Origin of the sequence: Streptomyces sp. NPDC006711, from assembly GCF_042869775.1 — a bacterium.
GTDB lineage: Bacteria > Actinomycetota > Actinomycetes > Streptomycetales > Streptomycetaceae > Streptomyces.
This window is the reverse complement of the sequence record NZ_JBIAGO010000021.1, coordinates 39,845-54,413: the sequence shown is the minus strand read 5'-3', so window position 1 is coordinate 54,413 and position 14,569 is coordinate 39,845. Positions and strand designations below refer to the sequence as shown.

Annotated in this window: 17 protein-coding genes; 4 read left to right on the top strand and 13 right to left on the bottom strand. The window is 72.0% G+C overall.

Translation table 11 applies throughout. The annotated features are described in order from the left end of the window. The first annotated feature begins 124 nt into the window (after window positions 1–124). The gene (locus tag ACFYM2_RS30325) at window positions 125–1,621 is read left to right on the top strand and encodes an FAD-dependent monooxygenase (RefSeq protein ID WP_359003001.1); all 1,497 of its coding nucleotides are present in this window, start codon (window positions 125–127) and stop codon (window positions 1,619–1,621) included. Window positions 1,622–1,655: 34 nt separating this feature from the next. On the opposite strand, the gene ACFYM2_RS30320 is transcribed toward ACFYM2_RS30325, so the two are convergent. Continuing rightward, window positions 1,656–2,495, bottom strand: coding sequence for an NAD(P)H-binding protein (locus ACFYM2_RS30320; protein ID WP_359002999.1), 840 nt, complete (start codon window positions 2,493–2,495; stop codon window positions 1,656–1,658). A 177-nt stretch (window positions 2,496–2,672) separates the two neighbouring features. On the opposite strand from ACFYM2_RS30320, the gene ACFYM2_RS30315 reads away from it, so the two are divergent. Further along, on the top strand, window positions 2,673–3,128 hold the full coding sequence (locus ACFYM2_RS30315) for a winged helix-turn-helix transcriptional regulator (RefSeq protein ID WP_388461043.1): 456 nt from the start codon (window positions 2,673–2,675) through the stop codon (window positions 3,126–3,128). Window positions 3,129–3,225: 97 nt separating this feature from the next. Here ACFYM2_RS30315 and ACFYM2_RS30310 read toward each other — a convergent pair whose 3' ends face one another. From ACFYM2_RS30310 to ACFYM2_RS30300, 3 genes are read right to left on the bottom strand one after another with little or no spacing between them, the layout of a single operon-like run. Next, entirely contained in the window at window positions 3,226–4,491 is a 1,266-nt protein-coding gene (locus tag ACFYM2_RS30310) for a GNAT family N-acetyltransferase (RefSeq protein ID WP_359002996.1), read from the bottom strand. A gap of 25 nt (window positions 4,492–4,516) precedes the next feature. Continuing rightward, window positions 4,517–5,503: an asparaginase gene (locus ACFYM2_RS30305; protein ID WP_388840671.1), complete on the bottom strand. Its 987-nt coding sequence runs from the start codon at window positions 5,501–5,503 to the stop codon at window positions 4,517–4,519. A gap of 57 nt (window positions 5,504–5,560) precedes the next feature. Next, the gene (locus ACFYM2_RS30300) at window positions 5,561–6,154 is read right to left on the bottom strand and encodes an ABC transporter substrate-binding protein (RefSeq protein WP_388840668.1); all 594 of its coding nucleotides are present in this window, start codon (window positions 6,152–6,154) and stop codon (window positions 5,561–5,563) included. Window positions 6,155–6,322: 168 nt separating this feature from the next. Here ACFYM2_RS30300 and dtd point away from each other — a divergent pair, with 168 nt between their 5' ends. Beyond that, window positions 6,323–6,748 carry a D-aminoacyl-tRNA deacylase gene (dtd, locus tag ACFYM2_RS30295; RefSeq protein WP_359002990.1) on the top strand — a complete coding sequence of 142 codons (426 nt, stop codon included), beginning with the start codon at window positions 6,323–6,325 and terminating at the stop codon, window positions 6,746–6,748. Between the two features lie 17 nt (window positions 6,749–6,765). Here dtd and ACFYM2_RS30290 read toward each other — a convergent pair whose 3' ends face one another. The 6 genes from ACFYM2_RS30290 to ACFYM2_RS30265 form a co-directional block, all read right to left on the bottom strand. Further along, window positions 6,766–7,731: a folate-binding protein gene (locus ACFYM2_RS30290; protein WP_359002988.1), complete on the bottom strand. Its 966-nt coding sequence runs from the start codon at window positions 7,729–7,731 to the stop codon at window positions 6,766–6,768. Between the two features lie 10 nt (window positions 7,732–7,741). Beyond that, the gene (locus ACFYM2_RS30285; RefSeq protein WP_388840665.1) at window positions 7,742–8,179 is read right to left on the bottom strand and encodes a Fur family transcriptional regulator; all 438 of its coding nucleotides are present in this window, start codon (window positions 8,177–8,179) and stop codon (window positions 7,742–7,744) included. A gap of 34 nt (window positions 8,180–8,213) precedes the next feature. After that, entirely contained in the window at window positions 8,214–8,786 is a 573-nt protein-coding gene (locus tag ACFYM2_RS30280) for an FABP family protein (protein ID WP_359002984.1), read from the bottom strand. Between the two features lie 259 nt (window positions 8,787–9,045). Further along, window positions 9,046–9,909, bottom strand: a complete 864-nt coding sequence (locus ACFYM2_RS30275) for a hypothetical protein (RefSeq protein WP_359002982.1) — start codon at window positions 9,907–9,909, stop codon at window positions 9,046–9,048. After that, on the bottom strand, window positions 9,906–10,727 hold the full coding sequence (locus ACFYM2_RS30270; protein WP_388840662.1) for a hypothetical protein: 822 nt from the start codon (window positions 10,725–10,727) through the stop codon (window positions 9,906–9,908). The genes ACFYM2_RS30275 and ACFYM2_RS30270 overlap by 4 nt, the downstream gene beginning before the upstream one ends. After that, window positions 10,724–11,617 carry a hypothetical protein gene (locus ACFYM2_RS30265; RefSeq protein WP_388840659.1) on the bottom strand — a complete coding sequence of 298 codons (894 nt, stop codon included), beginning with the start codon at window positions 11,615–11,617 and terminating at the stop codon, window positions 10,724–10,726. The genes ACFYM2_RS30270 and ACFYM2_RS30265 overlap by 4 nt, the downstream gene beginning before the upstream one ends. A 111-nt stretch (window positions 11,618–11,728) precedes the next feature. On the opposite strand from ACFYM2_RS30265, the gene ACFYM2_RS30260 reads away from it, so the two are divergent. Beyond that, entirely contained in the window at window positions 11,729–12,094 is a 366-nt protein-coding gene (locus ACFYM2_RS30260; RefSeq protein WP_359002976.1) for a DsrE family protein, read from the top strand. 43 nt (window positions 12,095–12,137) lie between these two features. On the opposite strand, the gene ACFYM2_RS30255 is transcribed toward ACFYM2_RS30260, so the two are convergent. From ACFYM2_RS30255 to ACFYM2_RS30245, 3 genes are all read right to left on the bottom strand, one after another. After that, entirely contained in the window at window positions 12,138–12,398 is a 261-nt protein-coding gene (locus ACFYM2_RS30255) for a DUF3099 domain-containing protein (RefSeq protein ID WP_350231732.1), read from the bottom strand. Window positions 12,399–12,558: 160 nt separating this feature from the next. Then, window positions 12,559–12,846 carry a DUF1416 domain-containing protein gene (locus ACFYM2_RS30250; RefSeq protein WP_388840656.1) on the bottom strand — a complete coding sequence of 96 codons (288 nt, stop codon included), beginning with the start codon at window positions 12,844–12,846 and terminating at the stop codon, window positions 12,559–12,561. 58 nt (window positions 12,847–12,904) lie between these two features. Continuing rightward, window positions 12,905–13,750 (bottom strand): sulfurtransferase, encoded by an 846-nt coding sequence (locus tag ACFYM2_RS30245; protein ID WP_359002974.1) that lies wholly within the window; start codon window positions 13,748–13,750, stop codon window positions 12,905–12,907. Window positions 13,751–14,569 lie beyond the last annotated feature (819 nt).

Below are 14,569 nucleotides of genomic sequence, written 5' to 3'. Positions count from 1 at the left end.
ATCCGGTGTCAAGTCGCGCCGGAATCGGGGTGGTTGAGGGGCGGTCGGGGACGGCACGCGGAGGGTTGGTCCTGCCCTGCTCGACGGAGCCAGCCCCCGACCCCCAACCCCCCAAGGAGACCCCATGGACGCCGACCCCGGCACCCACACCCACCCCGGCCCCAACACTTCCGCCCCCACCCCCACCCCCACCGACGTCCTCGTCGTCGGCGCGGGGCCCACCGGGCTCGCGCTCGCCAACGAACTGCTCACGGCCGGCGTTTCGGCCGCCCTCGTCGACAGGCTGCCGCGCCGCAGCGACCTGTCCAAGGCCGGCGGCGTGCAGTCGCGCACCCTGGAGGCGTTCGACCAGCGGGGGCTGCTGGAACCGCTCCTCGCCACCGGGGACCATCCCACCGCCTCCGGCCACTTCGCCGGGATACCGCTCCCCTTCGCCGCCCACCGGCTGCCCTGGCGGTCCGTGCCGCAGGTGGTGATCGAGGGGTTCTTCGAGCGCCACCTCGCCGCGCGCGGCCTGCACGTCCGGCGGGCGCACGAGCTGACCGGGCTCACTCAGGACGAGTCCGGGGTCACCGCCACCTTCGCCAACGGCGCCGCCCTGCGCTGCCGTTACCTCGTCGCGGCCGACGGCGCCCACAGCACCGTACGGTCGCTGCTGGGTGCCGCGTTCCCCGGCGAGCCCGGTACGTTGACGACCACGGCCGCCGACGTACGCCTCGACGGCGCCGACGCGGTCGCCACGCACACCTGGAACGAGGACGGACACTTCGCGGCGCTCTTCCCGCTCGGCACCGACGACCGGGGCAGGCCGATGCACCGGCTGGTGCTCGGCGGGCCCGGCGAGTCGTCGCTGCCGAGGGACACACCGGTGACCGAGGACGACGTACGCCGTGGTCTGAGCACCGTGTTCGGCGCCCGGGTGCGGCTGCTCGAACTGCGCTACGCGCGCCGCATCACCAACGCGTCGCGCCTGGCCGAGCGCTACCGGCACGGGCGGGTGTTCCTCGCGGGCGACGCCGCCCACGTCCACCTCCCGCTCGGGGCGCAGGGCATGAACACCGGGCTCCAGGACGCGTTCAACCTGGGCTGGAAGCTCGGCGCGGCCGTGCGCGGGTGGGCGCCCGATGGCCTGCTCGACACCTACCACGCGGAACGCCATCCCGCCGGCGCCGCCGTCCTGCGCAACGTACGGGCCCAGAGCCTCCTGATGGACTGGGCCGGCACCCGCGACCCGAGTGTGCTGGCCGCCCGGGCGATCTTCACGGAGCTCGTCCAACTCCCGGACGTACAGCGCCATTTGGGGGGCCTGATGTCGGGGATGGCTCTGCGCTACCCGATGCCGGACCTCGACGGCGGCCACCCGCTGACCGGCCGCCCCGTACCGGACCTGGACCTCGGCACGACCCGGACGCACGAACTCCTGCGGTCCGGCCGGGGCGTCCTGCTCGACCCGGACGACGCGTTCGCCAAGGCCGCCGAGCCCTGGTCGGACCGGGTGGACGTCGCGGGCCGAGGCGCCGCCACCGAGCCGATGCTCATCCGGCCCGACGGCTATGTGTGCTGGGCCGGCACGGTCGGCCTCGAAACGGCGCTCGGCCGCTGGTTCGGCGAACCCCGCTGACGGGTTGGGCGAACCCCGCTGGGGCGGCCGCCGCTCAGCGGAACGCCGCCACATTGCGGGCCGCCCACGCGGCGAACGGGCGCGGCGGCCGGCCGAGGACGCGCTCGACGTCCGGGCTGACGCGCAGTTCGGCCGGGTTCGGGGAGCCGATGATGTCCAGCGTGTCGTCGGCGAGTTCCCCCGGCATCGTGGCGGTCATGCCCGCCTTCGCCTCCTCGCGGGTGAGTTCGTGGAACCGTACGGGCTCGCCCAGCGCGGCGGCGATGGCCTCGGCCTGGCCGCGCGGGGTGATGACCGCCGGTCCGGTCAGCTCGTACACGCCACCGGCGTGCCGGTCCTCGACGAGGCACGCCGCCGCGACCTCGGCGATGTCCACCGGGTCGACGACCGGCACCCCGACGTCGCCGAAGGGCGCGGCCACCGTCCGGCGCGTACGGACGGACTCGGCCCACCACAGCGCGTTCGAGGCGAAGCCGCCCGGTCGCAGGACGGCCCACTCGAGGCCGCTCTCCCGCAGCGTGTCCTCAAGGGCGCGCATCGCGATCCGCGTCCGTCCGTACGGCCTGGTCGACACGCCGAGCGTGGACAGCAGGACCACGCGGCGTACGCCTGCGGCCGCCGCCTCGCCGATGATGTCGGCGGGTTCGGCTCCGGCGGCGTGCAGATCGCCGGAGAGCAGCACGAACAGGGCCCGGGCGCCTTCGAGCGCGGGCTTGAGTCCGGCGGGGTCGCTCAGGTCGGCCACCACGTGGCGTACCCCGTCGGGCACCTGGGCCGGGCGCCGCGACACCGCCGTCACCCGCTGCCCCGCCTCGGCAAGCGCCCGCGTCAACGGCCGGCCAATGTTTCCGGTGGCCCCGGTCACCACGATCATGAAAGCTCCTTCTCTCTGCGATGCGCGCGAATACGTGCGACGCGTGTGACACGTGCGGTAGGTGCGGTAGGTGCGACGTGTGCGGTGTGCTCCCGCGCCGCGTCGATCTCCGTGGTCCGCACGTTAGGAGTTCGGGCTAACTATCGGTAAGGGCATACCTCTGGGTAAGCTCCTGCCATGACGGAAGGCGCGCAGCTCAGCCCGGTCGCTCCCGAGCGGCGGTATGACGTGTTTCACACCGACTGCCCGGCGCGGGTGGTCGTCGACCACGTGACCAGCAGATGGGGCATCTGGGTCCTGATCGCGCTGCGGAGCAACGACCTCCGGTTCTATGAGCTGCGCGAGAGCATCAAGGGCATCAGCGAGAAGATGCTCGCCCAGACGCTGCGCGCGCTCGTCGAGGACGATCTGGTCTGGCGCAAGGTCGAGCCGACCACACCGCCCCAAGTCACCTACGGCCTCACCGAGTTCGGCCGCGAGCTCGGCACCCCGCTGGAGGACCTTTTCGACCGGATCACCCAGCGCCTGGCCCCGGATGACGCGCGCTACCCCAACGGATGGGCCGCACGGCCCACACGCGACCCCGCCCGAGCCAACCCCGCACAGCCCACACGCGACCCCGCCCCCGCCTGAGCCAACCGACCCCGCCCCGCCTGAGCAGGGGCCGGGCAGGGCCCGAACACACCCGAGCCACACGCACGCCCGCCCGCGCCCCCGTCGCGGCGGCCGGTCAGAACATGTCCGGGCACCACGGGCGGCGGGCCGTGCGGAACAGGGCGTCCGCGCGCAGGGCCGCGCCCGCCCGGGCCTCGGTGACCCGGCCGAGCCCGAGCAGCCGCGAGGCCGACTCGTCGCCCAGGTACAGGGACGCCAACTCCCGTACGTCAAGGACCAGTTCGGCCTCCCGCGTGGTGGGCACGCAGCGGGCGCCGCCGCGGTCCGCCTCCAGCAGGAAGCGGCCCGCCGTCAGGCCCGTGGCGTCCTCGACCTCAAGGACGATGTCGCAGCCGCCCTCGTCGTCGTACGCGCGGGCCTCAAGGGCGGCGGCGACATCGAGCAGCCGCAGCCACAGAAAGTCGCTGTGGGTCACGATCCTGGCGGCGCGCGGGTTCGGGAAGAACAGGGGCAGCAGGTCGTCGGGCGCGCGGTAGCCGGTGCGTACGGTGCGGATCCAGTCGATGGAGCACAGGTAGTGCCACAGGGCGCGGTCCGCCCGCGGGGTGAGCCCGATCAGGCCTTGCACGGTCGCCGTGTTCTCGGGCAGCTTGGCATCGCTCCAGCGCTCGTCGGCGGTGTACGCGACGATCCCGGCCGGGTCGCCATCGGCCGTGCGGTACACCGCGAAGAACGGCTCGGTCCAGGTCGCGTCGCGCCGCACGACGCCGGTGGTCCGGTCCCACCAGCGCCGGTCGCGGTTGATCGCGCCGGGCTGGAACGGCCGGAAACGTTCGAACACCTCGGCGCCGAGCTCGGCCGCCTCGGCCGGGTCCACCAGATCCACCCGGCCGCCGCACTCCGGGCGCGACCAGTGCGGGTCGAGGCCGGTGCGGGCCGTGTCGATCTCCCACTCGGTGAGCCAGGTCGCGGGCCCGTACCCGTACCGGCCGTAGATGGGGTACTCGGCGGCGATCAGCGTGGACGCGAGCTCGCCGCGCTCCCGGGCCCCGGCGAGCTCGGCCGCCATCATGCGGGACAGCAGCCCGCGCCTGCGGTGCGTGGGCGCCACGGTGACCGCGCTGACCGCGCTCACCGCCAGCGCGGCCCCGCCCGGCACGGTCAGCTCCTGCGCGAAGGACCGGAACGTGGCCACGCACCGGCCGCCGTCGAAGGCGCCGCGCACCCGGCCGAGGTCGGTGTGGGCCATCAGGTCCCGCGTGTAGTCCTCGCGCGGCGGCGTCGATTGGAGAAATCCCGTGCTCATCGCCTTCATCCAGGCGGCGAACTCGGATTCGGCGACGGTACGGACCTCGATGTCGGGCGTGGCCGGGAAGCTCATGGCCGCCACGCTAAGCGGCCCCGCTTCAGAATGTCGCGCGGATTTCGCCCACCTCGGCGGCCCCGCCGAACAGCGGGGCGCGGCCGATCCGCTCCACTGCGGGCGCGTCCACCCCCATCAGGCGCAGCGCACGCGCCAGGATCGGACCGAGCGCGCGGATGGCGCCGTCGTCGACCTTGAAGGCGAGCGCGCGGCCGTCGGCGAGCGCGAAGGCCTGCACGGCCTCGGCGCCCATCTTCGACAGCGCGCCGGGCACCTCGCGCATCAGCCAGGTGTCGGGCCTGCGCGTACCGGCGACGTACTCGGGGTGGGCGCGCATCGCCTCGGCGACGCGGCCTTCGACGGTGTCCGGGGCGGCCGTGGCGAAGGTACGGAAGGCGCGGGCGAGGCCGGTGAGGCTGATCGCCATCAGGGGAGCGCCGCAGCCGTCGGTGCCGACGGAGGCGACGGGCTCGCCGGCGGCCGCCTCGACGCTGTCGTGGGCCAGGCGCTGGAGGGGGTGCGCCGGGTCGAGGTAGGTGCCCAGGCCCCAGCCGTTGAGCTTGCAGGCGGCGAGCATCGCCGCGTGCTTGCCGGAGCAGTTCATGGTGAGCCGGTCGCGGACGTGCCCCGCGGCCAGGTACGTCTCGGCCTCCGCGGCGTCCAGCGGCAGGTCGGGCGGGGTCTGGAGGTCGTCCGGGCTCAGTCCGTGCTCGGCCAGCATCGTGCGGACCAGATCGAGGTGGAAGCCCTCGCCGGAGTGGCTTGCGGCGGCGATCGCCAGGCGCTCCCCGGACAGGTCGAGCCCGGCCCGCAGCACGGCGGCGGCCTGCATCGGCTTGTTGGAGGAGCGGGGGAAGACGGGAGCCGCCGGGTCGCCGAGCGCGAACTCGACGCTGCCGTCGGCGGCCAGGACCACGAGCGAGCCCCGGTGATGGCCCTCGACGAATCCCGAACGGACGACCTCGGCGAGGACCGGGGGTATCGGGGACGCGACCTGGGATATCGGGGACGTCGGGGACACGGCGGTCATGGGGCGGCCTTCCGGGGCAGATGACCCGCCCCGGAAGGATCGCTTCCGGTCGGTGGGTCAGATGAGCAGATCGTCTACTTGCGCTTCCCCATCACGGTACCTGCGGGCGATCTCCGCACTGCAATCGTCGGCGGTGCGCTGGAGCTCCTGGCGGCGCCGGGAGACCTGCTGCTCGTAGCGGATCAGACGGCCGGTCGCGGTGTGCAGCTCTTCGTCCGTACGGGCGGCCAGGTCGGAGAGCTCGACCTCGGCGTCCATCTCGGCGGCCAGGACGCGGTACTCCTCGCTGCGCGGCGCGGACAGCGTGACGTGGCGGGCCGAGGCCCGGTGCGAGGAGGGCGCGTCGGTCAGGATCTCGGCAAGCCGCTCCACCACCGGCGCCTGCGGCCCGGTGCGCCGGGCGAGCTCGGCCCGCAGGATGTCGATCCGGCCGTGCAGGAGCCGCCGCACATAGCTGAGGTCGGCCTCGTCGCGCTGCGACTGGCGGCGCAGCGCGCGCAGTTCGGCCAGCCGGAGCCCGGCCAGGTCGTGTTCGCGCTGGAGCGGCAGGGCGCCGCCCGCCCATCGCATGGGGGATCGCACGGCGGTACGCGGGCTGGTCCGGGTCAGCGATACGGGACCGGACGATCGCCCGGCGCCTGGTGTACTCATGCGTCTTTCCGTCCCCTCGACCGGTGCATGGGGTCTCCCTGGGCCCGAAGGACCCCGGGGAAGCACCGCCTGCACGCATCGTGCCACTCCGGGTACGGCGGGTGCAGGCGCACTGCACCCGTTCAGCCGCTCGGAATCCGGACGCGCCGGTGGCATAAGTTGGGCCACATGCGAGCGGTGGTGCAGAGAGTCGACGGCGCGAAGGTCGTCGTGGCGGGCGAGACGGTCGGCGAGATCACGGGCGAGGGCCTGTGTGTCCTGGTCGGCGTGACACACGAGGACAATCCGGACAAGGCGGCGCAGCTCGCCCGCAAGTTGTGGTCGGTTCGCATCCTTGAGGGCGAGAAGTCCTGCTCCGACGTGAATGCGCCCTTGCTGGTGATTTCGCAGTTCACTCTCTACGGGGACGCCCGCAAGGGCCGCCGCCCCACCTGGAACGCGGCGGCACCGGGCGACGTGGCGGAACCCCTGGTCGACGAGGTCGTGGCCCGGCTGCGGGCGCTCGGCGCCCGGGTGGAGACGGGCCGCTTCGGCGCGGACATGCGGGTGTCCCTCACCAACCACGGCCCGTTCACGGTCATCGTCGACGTCTGAGCCCAGGCGGAACCCGGCTACGGCTCGACCACGACTTCCTGGGCCGCCGCCGTGTTCCCCGCGAGCAGTTCCGCGTCCACCGGCACGTTCCGCTTGACCAGGGCCAGCGCGATCGGACCCAGCTCGTGGTGGCGGGCCGAGGTCGTGACGAAGCCGAGCTGACGCCCCTCGGCGCCGTCGGCGGCGAGCCGCACCGGCGTCCCGGGACCGGGCAGCAGCACCTCGCTGCCGTCCAGGTGCAGAAAGACCAGGCGGCGCGGGGGCTTGCCCAGGTTGTGGACGCGCGCGACCGTCTCCTGCCCCCGGTAGCAGCCCTTCTGGAGGTGCACGGCCGAGCCGATCCAGCCCACCTCGTGCGGAATCGTGCGGTGGTCGGTCTCGAAGCCGAGCCGGGGCCGGTGCGCCTCGACCCGCAGCGCCTCGTACGCCAGGATCCCGGCGAGCGGGCCGGCGCCGGCCGCGTACTTCTCCAGGTCGGCGCGGGGCAGGAACAGATCACGGCCGTACGCCGTCTCGCGCACGGCCACCCCGTCGGGCACCTCGGCGATGGAACCGGCCGGCAGGTGGACGACCGCGAACTCGCCGGTGCGGTCGGCCACTTCGACCCGGTAGAAGAACTTCATCGACTCCAGGTAGGCGATCAGCTCGCCCTGGGTGCCGGGCTCGACGTGGATCCACACCGTGGCGCCGTCGTCCACCAGATACAGGGCGTGCTCGACGTGTCCGTTCGCCGACAGGACCAGCGCCTCGGTGGCCTGCCCGGCGGGCAGGTCGCTCACGTGCTGGGTGAGCAGCAGGTGCAGCCAGCTCAGCCGGTCGTCGCCGGTGACGGTGAGGACCCCCCGGTGGGAGAGGTCCACGAGTCCGGTACCGCCGGCGAGCGCGCGCTGCTCGCGGAACAGGTCGCCGTAGTGCGCCGCGACGCCGTCGTCGCGCCCTTCGGCGGGGACGGCGCCGGCCTGGGACAGCAGAGGGCTCTTCATACGGGCAAGCCTACGACCCGGCGCCCTCGGCCTTTTTGGCGCACTCGGCGCAGCGCCCGAAGATCGCGAAGTGCTTCATGTCCGTGTCGAAGCCGAAGGTGTCCCTGAGCTTCGCGGTGAAGTCACCGGCCACCGACACGTCCGCCTCGATCACCTCGGTGCAGTCGCGGCACACCAGATGGAGGTGGTGGTGGCGGTCGGCCAGGTGGTAGGTGGGGGCACCGTGGCCCAGATGGGCGTGCGAGACCAGACCCAGCTCCTCCAGGAGCTCAAGGGTCCGGTACACGGTGGAGATGTTCACGCCGCCCGCCGTCTTCCGCACCTGGGTGAGGATGTCGTCGGGCGTCGCGTGCTCCAGCACGTCCACGGCCTCCAGGACGAGCTGTCGCTGGGGCGTCAGGCGGTAGCCGCGCCTGCGGAGGTCGCTCTGCCAGTCGGTGGTCACCACGCCCCCAGCGTAAGACCTGCTCGAAGAAGGAGACCTACTTGAAGAAGGCGATCCCGTCATCGGGAAGATCGCCGAGTCCGCGCGCCATCTCCGCGACCTCTTCCGGCGTGACGACCTTCTTCAGGTGCGCCGACATGTACGGACGGAGCTCGACGTCGGGCGTCGCCTTCTCGCCGACCCACATCAGGTCGCTCTTGACGTAGCCGTAGAGGCGCTTGCCACCGGTGTAGGGGCCGGAGGCGGCGGTGCGCGCGACGGCGTCCGTCACGATGTCGATCTGCGGCTTCTGGTGGGCGAGCTCGCCGTACCAGACCTCGACGATGCCCTGGTCGCGGACCATGACGACCTCGACCTTGCGGTCCTTGTCGATGCGCCAGTAGCCCGACTCGGACTCCAGCGGCTTCACCTTGTTGCCCTCGGCGTCCAGGATCCAGGAGTGCGAGACGTACTCAAGGAAGTCACGGCCGTCGTGGGAGAAGGTCACGGACTGCCCGAAGTTCGCCTTCTCGGCACCCGGGAAGTCGGTGACGCCCGCTCCCTCCCACGTACCGAGGAGGAAGACCAGGGGGACCAGGTCGGGGTGGAGGTCGGACGGAATCTCGATCATGAGGCTGCGATCTCTTCGTTAACGACGGCAGGGGGTCAGCGCTGGCCCTGGTACAGCTTCTTCACGGTCAGACCGGCGAAGGCGAGGACGCCGACGCAGACCAGGACAAGGAGGGTGGAGAAAACAGCCTCAAGCACGGGGGGCTCCTCGCAGCAGCGGGTTCGGGGCGGACAGGGCCGGCCCCCAGCCTAATGGGTGGGAGCGCGGCCCTCTCTGTGAGGTACGCCGCCGGTGGCACGGCGGGGTGACGCGGGGGGGGTCAGCCCAGGAGCTGTTCCTGGAGGACGGTGGTCTGGTGGAAGGGGACGGCGGGGGCGGATCCCTTCCGTGACTGGATGACCAGGGCGAGGATGTCACCCGCCATGAGGTAGGCGTGCCGTACCTGGACGGGCCCGGTCGGCGCCGGCTCCACGTACACGTCGTGCCCTACGTCCGGGACGCGGGAGACGTAGTCCTGGTCGAACACGGACTTGCCCTCCACGTCCTTCAGGACCGGAGGGGCCACGTTCGCGTCCGGGAGGTGCTGGGAGGTGAACGTGGTCTGGTACCCGACGCTGTGGAAGCGCAGCAGGTAGATACGGGTGGCGGTGCCGTCCGGCATGGTCCAGCCACGGGCCGCGATCTGCACGGGGCCGCCCGTGGCGAGGTCGTGCCGCATGCTGGAGACCTCGCGGTCGGCGCCGAACTCCTGGAAGAACCGGTCGGTGGAGATACGGCTCCTGTCCCCCTTGAGCGTGGGGTCGGGCACGGACCCCACCGGGGCGGGCAGCAACAGCCGCTCCAGGTCGGCGTAGTGGATCCGGCCGGGGTTCTCGACGGCGAACGGCAGCGCGGCCCCGGCGGGCAGGGCGGGCCTGACCAGCCGGGGATACTCCCAGCGGCCGTCGCTCTCGGTGGAGAGCCCGGGCACATCCGTGCGCTCCCGCTCGGTGATCCCGTACGCGACGCCGGTGCCGAGCACCGCGAAGACGGCCGCGGCGGCCGTCCACCGCAGGACGGCCCGCAGCACGCGGCGGTCCTTGGGGGCGGCCGGCGTCTCCGGAAGCGGGGGCGCTATGGCTTCCGGCGTGACCGGGGCCGGGGCTGTGTCCGCTGCTGCGCGCTGGTCGGTCGAGTCACTCACACGGGCTCCCCGGGGGACGCGATGAGGTCGAGCTGCCTGCGCAGCAGAGTGGCCGCGTCGGCGGTGTCCAGCGGGGCCGGGCCGTAGGTGTACGCGTTGACCATGATGTCGCCCTCGTACGCGGTGCAGTACATGGCGTCGAGCTTCATCCCGTCGTGCTCGGGCAGGAGCAGGCACACGGAATTGGCGTGACCCTTGATCTCCGGACCGACGCGGAGGGCCTTGCTGTCGCGCCCGGTCTTCTTCTGGACCTCGATCATGTCCTTGACGGCCTCCATGTTCTGCATCTGCGAAAGCCGCATCTCGACGACGAAGTGGCCCTCGCCGTAGCTGCGCATGGCGATCGCCTTGATCTTCAGGTTGTCGATGATCTCGTCGCTCTCCGCCCGCATGTCGGCAGGCAGGTGACGGCCACCCTCCTTCAGGAGGGCGATCGACCGCTGGGTGTCGAGAACCGTGTCGTTGCCGAACTCCCCGATGTCTGGACCGAGTTCGTAGGTGAAGGGCAGCGGAAGCAGCTTGTCGCCGAGCCCGGCCGACGCGGAGACCGAGGCTCTGGGCGCGGGCGCCGGGGTTCCCTTCGGCATCGCTTGGACGACGGTCGGGGCATTGCGGTCCGCTTCGCCCAGCTTGGCCAGGCCCCAGACGGCGCCCCCGGCGACGAGCAGGAGTGCGACGGCCCCCGACACGAGCGGGACGACGCGGCCGTTACGGCGTGCGAGCGCCGGGGCCTCGGATGTGAGGGCCCCGTCGGGCTCGGCGGGCTCGGGGGTGACGGCGGGGACCGGCTCGGCGGCGGCCCTTTCGTGCTCGTTCACAGTCGCTCCAACTGCTGCTTGGCCAGGGCCTGAAGGGCCGATTCCGATACGGTCCCCGCGGCGTTCTCGTACTGGATGTCCATGTACGTGCCGTCGCGCCAGGCGAATGCGCGCCCCCTGTACACCGGTTGGTAACCAGGCTTGGTGTGCGGCCTGTCGTACACGTAGACGCGCCCTTCGGCGCTGTCCGGGATGGGCTTGCCGGCGTTCCCGGCGTACTCCGGCTTCTGCATGTAGTCCTTCTGGCGCCGGACATAGGACTTGGAGTCGACGGAGGTGTCGTCGTGGAACTGCATCAGCGTGATCTCGACGTACACCCCGCCCTGGGACCAGGACGTCCTGGCGCAGCGCCGGAACCCGACCCTCAACAAGTCCTGGAAGGCGCCGTCGGGAGACTCGTAGCCCGCCGACACGGACGGCAGATCCTGCCAGTCGGGCCCCGCTTCGGTCTTCGCGCCGTCCGGCTTCGGCATCAGGAGGAGGCGCGGATCGCCGTCCGTCTTCTCGTCCCAGCGGTCGGCGGAGATGGTGCGGGCCGTCGTCTTCCTGTCCGCCGGCGAGGTCGTCGACGGGGCCAGGTCCCGCTGGGCGAGTGGCACCAGGGGCGTCGGCGGCCTCTGATACTGCACGGCGTACCCGGTGACGGTGCCCGCCAGCACGCCGAGCGCGGCGGCGCCCGCGACGATCAGGGCGGTACGGCCACGGCGACGGCCCGGGCGCGCGGCGGCCACGGCCCCGGGCCTGGCGGCGGGCTCGGCGACGGGCCCTATGAGGGACGCATCCGGTCCGGACGCGGTGCCGGGGCCGGGGGGATCCGGCTCGGGTGCCACCACGGGTGGCGCCTTCGGGTCCGGCCCGGACATACCGGGCGGCTCTTCCGTTGAACTCACGCGTCCTCCACAGGACTTGGCATGGCGTCAGGAGCGGATGCGTCACCGCGCCACACAGCAGACCCACAGCCACCGGGGGAGGTTGCGGCCCGGCGGATTACAGTTCGGCATATGCCGAAGCAGAAGCTCGTGATCAAGGTGACCGCCGGGGCCGACGCGCCCGAGCGGTGTTCGCAGGCGTTCACCGTGGCGGCGGTGGCCGTGGCCAGCGGGGTGGAGGTGTCGCTGTGGCTGACGGGTGAGTCGTCCTGGTTCGCCCTGCCGGGCCGGGCCGCCGAATTCGAGCTTCCCCATGCCGCGCCGCTGCCCGATCTCATCGAGTCGGTCCAGGCGGGCGGGCGGATCACCCTGTGCACGCAGTGCGCGACCCGCCGCGAGATCACGGAGCAGGACGTCCTGGAGGGCGTACGGATCGCGGGGGCGCAGGTGTTCGTGCAGGAGATCATGGCGGACGGCGTGCAGGCGCTGGTGTACTGAGCGCCGATCCGCCGCGTACGGGTCGCCTACGGCTCGCGTACGGCTACGGGCGGCGCTTCTTGCCGTCCAGCTCGTCCCACCACTCGTCGGACTTCGGGTCGCCCGAGGGGTCGTCCCACCAGCGGTCATCGGGCCCGCGCCGGTTGGCGATCATCGCGGCGACCGGCGGGATGACCATGGCGACGACGCACATTCCGACGGCCGCCGGGACGGACCACAGGCGCACGAAGCCCCAGGCGGACACGAAGAGCAGGATGCAGCCGCCCATCATCCAGAAATAGCCGCGCCGACGCCGGGCCAACATGCATCCAGCGTACGACCAAGGGGCCCGGCCCGATACGCCGAAGTACGAGGTGGCCCGGCCCCGCACGGCACGAAGGGCCGCACCCCATTCCAAGGCGTCCAACCCCCGGGGTGCGGCCCTTCGGCCGGCTACTGCGGTACTGCGGTACTGCTGCCGTCGGTCAGACGGCGATGGCGACCTCGGCGAGGCCACCGGTCCGGGCGACGACCGTACGGTCCGCGCTGCCGCCCGGCACCAGGGCGCGCACGGTCCACGTGCCCTCGGCCGCGTAGAAGCGGAACTGTCCGGTGGCCGAGGTCGGGACCTCGGCGGTGAACTCGCCGGTCGAGTCGAGCAGGCGCACGTAACCGGTGACGGGCTCGCCGTCGCGGGTCACCTGGCCCTGGATCGTGGTCTCACCGGGCTTGATCGTCAAGGCGTCGGGGCCGCCGGCCTTCGCTCCACACATGGGTTCTTCCTTACGGTCTACGGTCGGGTACGGCTGGGGCTGCGCGGGCTGTGCGGGGTTACTTGTTGGCGCCGAGCTCGATCGGCACGCCGACGAGGGAGCCGTACTCGGTCCACGAGCCGTCGTAGTTCTTGACGTTCTCCTGGCCAAGCAGCTCGTGCAGCACGAACCAGGTCAGGGCCGAACGCTCACCGATGCGGCAGTACGCGATGGTGTCCTTCGCCAGGTCGACCTGCTCGGCCTCGTACAGGGCCTTGAGCTCGTCGTCCGACTTGAAGGTGCCGTCGTCGTTGGCGTTCTTCGACCACGGGATGTTGCGGGCGGACGGGACGTGGCCCGGGCGCTGCGACTGCTCCTGCGGGAGGTGGGCCGGGGCGAGCAGCTTGCCGGAGAACTCGTCGGGCGAGCGCACGTCGACGAGGTTCTTGGTGCCGATCGCGTTCACGACGTCGTCGCGGAAGGCGCGGATCGAGGCGTCCTGCGGCTTCGCCTTGTACTGGGTCGCGGGGCGGCTGGGGACCTGGTCGCCGTCCACGAGGTCGCGGGAGTCGAGCTCCCACTTCTTGCGGCCGCCGTCGAGGAGCTTGACGTCCTGGTGGCCGTAGAGCTTGAAGTACCAGAAGGCGTACGACGCGAACCAGTTGTTGTTGCCGCCGTACAGGACAACCGTGGTGTCGTTGGCGATGCCCTTGGCCGAGAGGAGCTTCTCGAAGCCCTCCTGGTCGATGAAGTCGCGGCGGACCGGGTCCTGGAGGTCCTTGGTCCAGTCGATCCGGATCGCGTTCTTGATGTGGTTCTTCTCGTAGGCCGAGGTGTCCTCGTCGACCTCGACGATGGCGACCTTCGGGTCGTCGATGTGGGCCTCGACCCAGTCGGCGTCTACCAGGACGTCGCTGCGGCTCATGTTGATCTCCTCCGGGGCAGTCTGCGGGGGCGGCGATGCGGGTACGCGGTTGCGGGGGTGCGGGTACGCGGTTGCGGGTACGCGTCTGGGGCTCGCCTGCGCGGCGCGGGCCGGGGCGGCCGTTGAACGGCCAAGTGGCCCGGGGAACGCGGGAGTTGAGCGTCCCGCTCAGAAGGGGCGACAGAGCATGGCGGCGACGCGGCACAGGTCTACTGCCCGCCGCTTCGTGAGGTCCGCCTGTCGCTTCATGCGTCCGATCGTAGGGACGCGTGCGGGGTGTGTCACCGGGGTGTCGCATGCTGAGACTCGATCATCCGCATCCTGATACGCGGCGGCCCTTCCTGCCCCGCCCGGGCCAGCCCCGGGTCCGTCTCCGCCCCACCGCATCTGCCCTGCGGACCCCACCGTCTCACCATCCGGTCAGGGGGCGGGCGCGGGGCGGTGGCCACCGCGCGGAGGAGGCACCCCCTGGGGCTCCGCCCCAACCCCGGGGGTTCGCCCACCCACCCACCCGTGCAGGAAGCCAGAAACGTGCACCCCCTTGGTGCTCCGCCCCAAACCCCAGGGGTTCACCCACCCGCCCACCCGTGCAAGGTGGCGGAAACCTGCCCCCCCCTGGGCTCCGCCCCAAACCCCAGGGGTTCACCCGCCCGCCCACCCGTGCAGCCGAACAAAAAGGCCGACCCCTGGGGCTCAACCCCAACCCCCAACGGATTCATCACCCGCCCACGCGTGCAAGGAAACGAAGGGCCAGCCCTCGGGCTCCGCCCCAAACCCCGGGGGATTCACCCACCCGCCCGCCGTACAGGGAAACGAAGA